At 73.5% G+C, this 7806-nt stretch carries 8 protein-coding genes; 6 read left to right on the plus strand and 2 right to left on the minus strand.

The features are described 5' to 3' along the window. Positions 1 to 113: 113 nt before the first annotated feature. Together pta and ABZS77_RS23190 are read left to right on the plus strand one after the other, a co-directional pair. Positions 114 to 2183 (plus strand): phosphate acetyltransferase, encoded by a 2070-nt coding sequence (gene pta, locus ABZS77_RS23185; RefSeq protein ID WP_354826304.1) that lies wholly within the window; start codon positions 114 to 116, stop codon positions 2181 to 2183. Further along, positions 2180 to 3295 carry an acetate kinase gene (locus ABZS77_RS23190; RefSeq protein ID WP_354826307.1) on the plus strand — a complete coding sequence of 372 codons (1116 nt, stop codon included), beginning with the start codon at positions 2180 to 2182 and terminating at the stop codon, positions 3293 to 3295. The genes pta and ABZS77_RS23190 overlap by 4 nt, the downstream gene beginning before the upstream one ends. A 1-nt stretch (position 3296) precedes the next feature. Here the strand turns inward: ABZS77_RS23190 and ABZS77_RS23195 are convergent, their stop codons facing one another. After that, a complete protein-coding gene (locus ABZS77_RS23195; RefSeq protein ID WP_354826310.1) occupies positions 3297 to 3470 on the minus strand; it encodes a hypothetical protein in 174 nt (57 codons plus the stop codon). A gap of 156 nt (positions 3471 to 3626) precedes the next feature. On the opposite strand from ABZS77_RS23195, the gene ABZS77_RS23200 reads away from it, so the two are divergent. Together ABZS77_RS23200 and ABZS77_RS23205 are read left to right on the plus strand one after the other, a co-directional pair. Next, positions 3627 to 4523: an alpha/beta hydrolase gene (locus tag ABZS77_RS23200; RefSeq protein ID WP_354826313.1), complete on the plus strand. Its 897-nt coding sequence runs from the start codon at positions 3627 to 3629 to the stop codon at positions 4521 to 4523. An 18-nt stretch (positions 4524 to 4541) separates the two neighbouring features. Beyond that, positions 4542 to 5087: an aminoglycoside adenylyltransferase gene (locus ABZS77_RS23205; protein ID WP_354826316.1), complete on the plus strand. Its 546-nt coding sequence runs from the start codon at positions 4542 to 4544 to the stop codon at positions 5085 to 5087. Here ABZS77_RS23205 and ABZS77_RS23210 read toward each other — a convergent pair. After that, positions 4969 to 5430, minus strand: coding sequence for a MerR family transcriptional regulator (locus ABZS77_RS23210; protein ID WP_354826319.1), 462 nt, complete (start codon positions 5428 to 5430; stop codon positions 4969 to 4971). The genes ABZS77_RS23205 and ABZS77_RS23210 overlap by 119 nt on opposite strands. Before the next feature lie 89 nt (positions 5431 to 5519). Between ABZS77_RS23210 and ABZS77_RS23215 the strand changes: the two genes are divergently transcribed. Both ABZS77_RS23215 and ABZS77_RS23220 read left to right on the plus strand, forming a co-directional pair. Further along, positions 5520 to 6569: an aldo/keto reductase gene (locus ABZS77_RS23215; protein WP_354826322.1), complete on the plus strand. Its 1050-nt coding sequence runs from the start codon at positions 5520 to 5522 to the stop codon at positions 6567 to 6569. 97 nt (positions 6570 to 6666) lie between these two features. Continuing rightward, a complete protein-coding gene (locus ABZS77_RS23220) occupies positions 6667 to 7632 on the plus strand; it encodes a chlorophyllase (protein ID WP_354826325.1) in 966 nt (321 codons plus the stop codon). Positions 7633 to 7806 lie beyond the last annotated feature (174 nt).

The following is a 7806-nucleotide window of genomic DNA, read 5'->3' on the forward strand; positions in this document are numbered from 1 at the left end:
GCACGTTTTTCGTCGTCCCGGACCACCCACGCCCGACCGACGGCGGGCGGACGGGACACGTCAGGGCCATTGGACCCCGGACGGGTCCGGCGGTGATCTTCTAGGGTGGGTGCGTGGCCCGCAGCGTCTATCTGACCAGCGTGGGGTCCGGCGGCGGCAAGTCGACAATCGCCCTCGGCCTCGCGGAACTCCTCTCTCGGCAGGTCGAACGGATCGGTGCGTTCCGACCGCTGGTCTCCGGCGCCGGCCCCGACCCGATCCTCGCCCTGCTGCACGACCGCTACCGGATCGACCTGCCCCAGGCCGAGCTGACCGGCGCGACGTACGCCGAGGCGGCGGCAATGGTCGCCGACGGACGCCGGGAGGAGCTGATCTCCCGGATCGTCGAGCGGTACCGGGCGGTCGAGCGGCGCTGCCCCGCCGTGGTCGTGGTGGGCAGCGACTTCGCCGACGGCGGGGACGGCGCCGGCCCCCGCGAGCTGGCCTTCAACGCCCGGCTCGCCACCGAGTTCGGCAGCGTGGTGGTCCCGGTGGTGGACGGCTTCGGGCAGCAGCCGGAGGCGATCGCGGCGACGGCGCGTGGGGCGTACCACGATCTGGCGGACCTGGGCGCGACGGTGCTCGCGGTGATCGCCAACCGGGTGACCGGGCCGATGACGCTGCCGGAGCTGCCGGTCCCCGCGTACGCCATCCCCGAGGTCCCCACGGTCTCGGCGCCGACGGTGGCCGAGGTGGCGGCGGCGCTCGACGCCACCCTGCTCGCCGGCGACGACGCCGCGCTCGGCCGGGACGTGCTCGACTACGTCGTCGGAGCGGCGCACGTGCCCATCCTGCTCGACCACCTGACCGAGGGGGCGCTGGTCATCACCCCCGGTGACCGCGCCGACCTGCTGGTCGCCGCCAGCGCCGCGCACGTCGCCGGACAGGTCTCACTGGCCGGCGTGGTGCTCACCCTCGGCGAACACCCGGACCCCCGGGCGATGCGCCTGGTGCAGCTGCTCAACACCGGTGTCGCCGTGCTCTCGGTGCGCAGCGACAGCTACGACACGGTGGAGGCATCGAGCCGGATCGAGGGACGGCCGAGCGCGGCCAACCCGCGCAAGGTCGAGGCCGCGCTCGGCGCGTTCGAGGGCCACGTGGACACCGCCGACCTGGCCCGCCGGCTGCGGGTCAGCCGCTCCGAGCGGGTCACCCCACTGATGTTCGAGTACGACCTGATCGACCGCGCCCGCTCGAAGCCCCGGCACCTGGTGCTGCCGGAGGGCTCCGACGAACGGATCCTGCGGGCGGCGGAGATCCTGCTGCGCCGGGGCGTCGCCGAGCTGACCCTGCTCGGACGACCGGACGACATCGCCAGGCGTACCCGCGAACTGGGCATCGACCTCGGCGACGCCACAATCGTCGACCCGGTCACCAGCGGGTGGCGGGACGACTTCGCCGCCGAGTACGCGCGGCTGCGCACCCACCGGGGCGTCACCGCCGAGCTGGCGCACGACATCGTGGCCCAGCCCAACTACTTCGGCACGCTCATGGTGGCCACCGGGCGGGCCGACGGCATGGTCTCCGGCGCGACGCACACCACCGCCGCGACGATCCGCCCCGCGTTCGAGATCATCCGTACCGTGCCGGACGTCTCGGTGGCGTCGAGCGTCTTCTTCATGCTGCTCGCCGACCGGGTGCTGGTCTACGGCGACTGCGCGGTCAACCGCGACCCGGACGCCGCCCAGCTCGCCGACATCGCGATCTCGTCGGCAGACACCGCAGCCCGGTTCGGCATCGAACCCCGGGTGGCCATGCTGTCGTACTCGACCGGCAGCTCCGGCGCGGGCGCCGACGTGGAGAAGGTCGCCGCGGCCACCGCGCTGGTCCGGGAACGCCGGCCCGACCTGCTGGTCGAGGGCCCGATCCAGTACGACGCGGCGATCGACCCGGCGGTGGCGGCCACCAAGCTGCCCGACAGCGCCGTCGCCGGGCACGCCACGGTCTTCATCTTCCCGGACCTGAACACGGGCAACAACACGTACAAGGCGGTGCAGCGCTCGGCCGGTGCGGTCGCCGTCGGCCCGGTCATGCAGGGCCTGCGCCGGCCGGTGAACGACCTGTCCCGGGGCGCGACCGTGCCGGACATCGTCAACACCGTTGCGATCACCGCCATCCAGGCGGCCACCGAGGAGGCCTCGTGAGTCGGGTACTGGTGCTCAACTGCGGGTCGTCGTCGGTGAAGTGGCGCCACTACGACGGCGACCGGGTGCTCGACCAGGGCACCGTCGAACGCATCGGTGAACCCGACGGCGGCCCGACGGACCACTCCGACGCCGTCCGACGGATCCTGGACGGGCTGGACCTGACCGGGCTGACCGCGGTCGGGCACCGGGTGGTGCACGGCGGCCGCAAGTTCACCGAACCGGTGCTGATCGACGACGCGGTGCTGGCCGCGGTCCGGGACCTGATCCCGCTCGCTCCGCTGCACAACCCGGTCAACCTGGCGGGCATCGAGGTGACCCGCGCGGCCCTGCCGGACGTGCCGCAGGTCGCCGTCTTCGACACCGCGTTCCACCACACCCTGCCGGACGCCGCCGCGACCTACGCGATCGACCGGGACACCGCCGAGCGGTACGGCATCCGCCGGTACGGCTTCCACGGCACCTCGCACGCGTACGTGTCCCGCCGCACCGCCGAACTGCTGGGCTGCCCGTACGACCAGCTGACCACCATCACCCTGCACCTGGGCAACGGAGCCAGCGCCTGCGCGGTGTCCAACGGTCGCAGCGTCGCCACCTCGATGGGCATGTCCCCGCTCGAAGGTCTGGTGATGGGCACCCGCAGCGGGGACATCGACCCCACCGTGATCTTCCACCTGCGCCGGGAGGGTGGGCTGTCGGTCGACGACATCGACGACCTGCTCAACCACCGCAGTGGCCTGCTCGGCCTGACCGGCGTGAACGACATGCGCGAGGTGCTCCAGCGCCGGGCCGCCGGGGATCACACGGCGGCGCTGGCCTTCGACGTGTACTGCCGGCGGATCACCGAGTACGTCGGGGCGTACTACGCGCTGCTCGGCGGGGTCGACGCGATCACCTTCACCGCCGGGGTCGGCGAGCACGCGGCGCCGGTGCGGGTCGCCGCGCTCGCGGGCCTGCACCGGCTCGGCATCACCGTCGACGAGGCCCGCAACGACGGCGCGGGCGACCGGCTGATCTCACCCGATGGAGCCGGGGTGAGCGTCTGCGTCATCCGCACCGACGAGGAACGGGAGATCGCCCGGCAGACCCGGGACGTGGTCGGGGCGGGCTGACTCAGCCCATCGCCAACCAGGCGACCAGGGCCACCAGCAGCACGACGACCACCGCCGCACCGACGATGAGCGGCAGGCGGGACGGCGCGTCCACCGGGCCGGCCGCCTCCGGCGTCTGGGAGAAGGCGCGGAACGCCTCGGTGTTGCCGCTGGGGTCGGTGTAGTTCTCAGGCATGCGGTGACCCTAGCGAAGCCGGTGGCGGAGCACCGCCCCCGCCCACGTCACCCCGGCGGGTCGACCCGGCTGGCGGAGGTGACCCGGCCGGGTGGCGGCAACAGCCGGTCCGGAAGGCGGGGTCGCCGTGCCCTCCCCGGCACCTACCGTGGAACGATGGGGGCGGGGCGGCTCGCGGCCGTACTGGTGACAGCGCTGCTGGCCGGTTGCGCACCGGCCAGCGCCGTGGCCGGCACGGCCGGCGGGGCGGTGTCGGCACGCCGGGCGCCCGAGGGGTCGTACGCCGTCGGCGTGCGTACGCTCACCCTCGATCCGCGCTCGGCGCGCCCCCTGCCGGTGACGATCTGGTATCCGGCGTCGACCGGTCAGGTGGCGGCCGGGCGGTTCCCGGTGGTGGTCTACAGCCACGGGCTGGGCAGTCTGCCCGAGCTGCACGCCGGCCTGACCACACGCTGGGCGGCAGCCGGTTTCGTGGTGGCCGCACCCGCGTACCCGCACACCCGGCAGGGCGCCGCGCGCTTCACCCGGGCCGACGTACGCCACCAGCCGGCCGACGCGTGGCGACTGGTCCGCCACCTGGGCCGGCTCGACACCGAGCGCGGCGACCCCCTCGCCGGGCACCTCGACCTGACGTCGGTCGCCGCCGCCGGACACTCGGCGGGCGGCTTCACCAGCTCCGGCATGTTCAGCGAGGGCCACCCGGCCCGGTTGCGCGCCGGGATCGTGATCGCCGGAGGCGGGCTGCCCGGCAGCTTCGCCGGACCGCCCGCGCCGGTGCTCTTCGTGCACGGCACGGCCGACCCCGTGGTGCCGCTGACCGTCGGCCGGGCCGCGTACGCGCGCACCCCCGGGCCGGCCGCGTTCCTCAGCCTGCTCGGTCAGGACCACGGCGCGTACCTCACACCGGGCCACCCGGGCTTCGCCCAGGTCCTCGCCACCACCACCGACTTCCTGCGCTGGACCCTCTACGGCGACCGGGCCGCCGGTGCCCGCCTCCCCGCCGACGCCCACTCCCCCGCCCTAACCGGTTACGAGTCCCGCCCGGCCCACTGACCCCGGTACGGTCTTGCGGTGGACGAGCTTGCGCGCCGGCAGTTGGCGAGCATCGCCGAGATGGTCGCGGTGGCCGGGGCGGGTGGCATCCCGGTGTGGCTGCGTGGCGGCTGGGCGATGGACTTCCAGCTCGGCACGGTGACCCGCCGGCACGTCGACGTCGACTGGTACTGCTGGCGCGAGGACGCGTACCGGCTGGCCGACCTGCTGCTGGCCCGGGGCTGGCTTCCCGACCCGCGAATGCCTGTGGAGTCGCAGCTCGACCTGTTCGCCGCCGACGTGGAGGTCAGCGTCGCGTACCTGGGTCGCGACGCCGCCGGCCGACCGACGGTGGGCGCCGGAGCCTGGGCCGGCACCCCGCTGCCGGCGGGGATGCTGGCCGCCCCACCCGGCCGGATCGGCCCGCTCACCGCGCCGACCATCTCGGTGGCGGCCCAGATCGAGTTCAAGCAGATGTACCCGGTCTGGATGCCGGAACGTCCCCGCCGCCCAAAGGACGCCGAAGATCTGGCCCGGCTGCGGGCCGCCCCTGGTCGAGCAGATCCTCGTACACCCCGACCTTGAAGGTGATCAGGTCCAGGCACTGGGCGAGCCGGCCCATCTGGTCGGTGACGCGCCCGTGGTGCTCGCGCAGGAGCGCGAGTCGCTCCTCCTCGTTGCCCTCGCCGTCGCGAACGAGGTCGGCGTAGCGGCGGAGCGCCGGCAGCGGCATGCCGGAGGCGCGAAGGATGATGCAGACGTTCAGCCAGTCGACGTCGTCCTGGCTGTAGACGCGACGCCCGGCAGCACCACGGCGTACGGGGCTGACGAAGACGCCCTGCTGCTCGTAGAAGCGCAGCGTGTGCACGCTCAAACCGGTGCGTTCGGCGACCTGTCCGATGCTCAGACCCGCGGTGACCACAGCCATGCCGAGCAGGGTAGCGAGGGTTGACCTAGAGCCGACTCCAGCTCCTACCGTGCCAGGTGATCACCACCGAACCACCCAGGAGAATCGGCATGCGCTATCGCACCCTCGGCGGCACCGGCATCGAGGTGAGCACCCACTGCCTCGGGACCATGATGTTCGGTGCCGTCGGCAACCCCGACCACGACGACTGCGTCCGCATCGTCCACGCCGCCCTCGACCAGGGCATCAACGTCGTCGACACCGCCGACATGTACGGCGCGGGCGAGTCCGAACAGATCGTGGGCAAGGCGCTGCGCGGGCGCCGCGACGACGTCGTACTCGCCACCAAGGTGCACTTCCCGATGGGCGAGGGCCCCAACCAGGGCGGCAACTCGCGGCGGTGGATCCTCAAGGCGGTCGAGGGGAGCCTCCGGCGGCTGGACACCGACTGGATCGACCTCTACCAGGTGCACCGTCCCGACCCCTCGACCGACATCGAGGAGACCCTCTCGGTGCTCACCGACCTCGTCCGCGAGGGCAAGATCCGCGCCTTCGGCTGCTCGACGTTCCCCGCCGAGGAGATCGTCGAGGCGCACCAGGTCTCCGAACGCCGCGCCCTCGGACGCCTGCGCACCGAGCAGCCGCCGTACTCGATCCTGGCCCGCGGCGTCGAGACCTCGACCCTGCCGGTCTGCCAGCGCTACGGCATGGGGGTGCTGGTCTGGAGCCCGCTCGCCTTCGGGTTCCTCAGCGGGAAGTACCGCAGGGACCAGCCCGTCGACCTGTCGACCGGGCGTGCCGCCCTGCGGCCGGCCCAGTTCGACCCCACGATCGCCGGGAACGCCGCCAAGCTCGACGCCGTCGAGCAGCTCGTCGACCTCGCGGACAGCATCGGCTGCACGCTCCCCCAGCTCGCCGTCGCCTTCACGGTGGCCCATCCGGCCGTCACCTCGGCGATCATCGGACCGCGCACCATGGCGCAACTGGAGGACCTGCTCAAGGGCGCCACGCTCACCCTGGACGACGCGACCCTCGACCGGATCGACGAGATCGTGCCGCCCGGCACCAACCGGTACGACCCGAACGCCGCCTTCCCACCGCGTTCCCTCACCGACACGGCGCTGCGGCGACGCCCCCTCGCCGACCGTGCCGCCGCCTGAGTACGCCCGACGCGGGGACGCTGCGGCGCGTGACCGGGTGGGCACAGCGCGCCGAAGCCCGCCGGGCGGGTCCGCCGGGCAGGGCACAATTGGATTCATGTCGCGTCGCGTCACCCCCGCACTGATGGCCAGCACCGTGCTGCTGGCCGGTCTGGTCGGCTGCTCAGCGGACACCCGCCCGAGTCGCGGGGAGGCACCGCCGGCCGAGCCGAAGGCCGCCGCCACGCCGACGCCGCAGGTCCCCGCCGGAAAGGCCCCACAGCGCACCTTCGCTGTCGGCGTACGCCAGCTCAAGCTGAACCGGGACGGCCGTGCGCTCCCGACGACGCTCTGGTATCCGGCGGCCGGGCAGTCCGGCGGCGCCGCGAAGCGGTCGGCGGCTGCGGCCGAGGGCCGGTTCCCGGTGGTGATGTTCAGTCACGGCCTGGGCGGGCGGCCCGACGACTACGCGACCCTGCTGACCCGCTGGGCGGCGGCCGGTTTCGTGGTGGCCGCGCCGACGTTCCCGAAGACCTCCCGGGGCGGCGACAACAACGTCCTGGACGTGCTCAACCAACCGGCCGACGTGTCGTACGCGCTGACCCAGGTACTCGCCCTCGACGGCCGGGCCGGCGACGCGCTGCGCGGCAGGTTGGACGCCGAACGGGTGGCCGCCGCCGGTCACTCGGCCGGCGGCGTGACCACCATCGGCCTGTTCACCGCCGGCCGGGACGAACGCCTGGACGCGGGCGTGGTGTTCGCCGGCACCGCCCTCGGCGTGGGCACCGCGTTCGCCGGCACTGCCGCCCCGCAGCTCTTCGTGCACGGTGAGCTGGACGAGGTGGTCGAGTACGCGGCCGGCAAGGCCGCCTACGACAAGGTGCCCTGGCCCAAGGCCATGCTGAGCCTGCCCAAGGGCGACCACGGGCGGGCGCTGCTCGGCGACAGCGCGACGCTGCGGGTCGTCTCGGACACGACAGTGGAGTTCCTCCGCTGGTCGCTCTACGGCGACGCCGACGCCAGGAAACGCATCTCCACCGACGCGACGCGCGGCGACATCGCCACCTTCGACGACCACCTCTGACATCCGCCCACGCCGCGCGGTCCGCGTGCTCCGCGCGGTCCGCGCGGTCCGCGTGCTCCGCGTGCTCCGCGTGCTCCGCGTGCTCCGCGTGCTCCGCGTGCTCCGCGTGCTCCGCGTGCTCCGCGTGCTCCGCGCGGTCCGCGTGCTCCGCGCGGTCCGCGTGCTCCGGATCGG

Origin of the sequence: Micromonospora sp. NPDC005298, from assembly GCF_040607375.1 — a bacterium.
Classification (GTDB): Bacteria; Actinomycetota; Actinomycetes; order Mycobacteriales; family Micromonosporaceae; genus Micromonospora.

What these genes read in the sequence shown, in the direction of transcription:
- ABZS77_RS23195 (WP_354826310.1), bottom strand. Translation starts at nt 3,470, where the DNA reads ATGCCTGAGAACTACACCGACCCCAGCGGCAACACCGAGGCGTTCCGC.
- ABZS77_RS23200 (WP_354826313.1), top strand. Translation starts at nt 3,627, where the DNA reads ATGGGGGCGGGGCGGCTCGCGGCCGTACTGGTGACAGCGCTGCTGGCC.
- ABZS77_RS23210 (WP_354826319.1), bottom strand. Translation starts at nt 5,430, where the DNA reads ATGGCTGTGGTCACCGCGGGTCTGAGCATCGGACAGGTCGCCGAACGC.
- ABZS77_RS23215 (WP_354826322.1), top strand. Translation starts at nt 5,520, where the DNA reads ATGCGCTATCGCACCCTCGGCGGCACCGGCATCGAGGTGAGCACCCAC.
- ABZS77_RS23220 (WP_354826325.1), top strand. Translation starts at nt 6,667, where the DNA reads ATGTCGCGTCGCGTCACCCCCGCACTGATGGCCAGCACCGTGCTGCTG.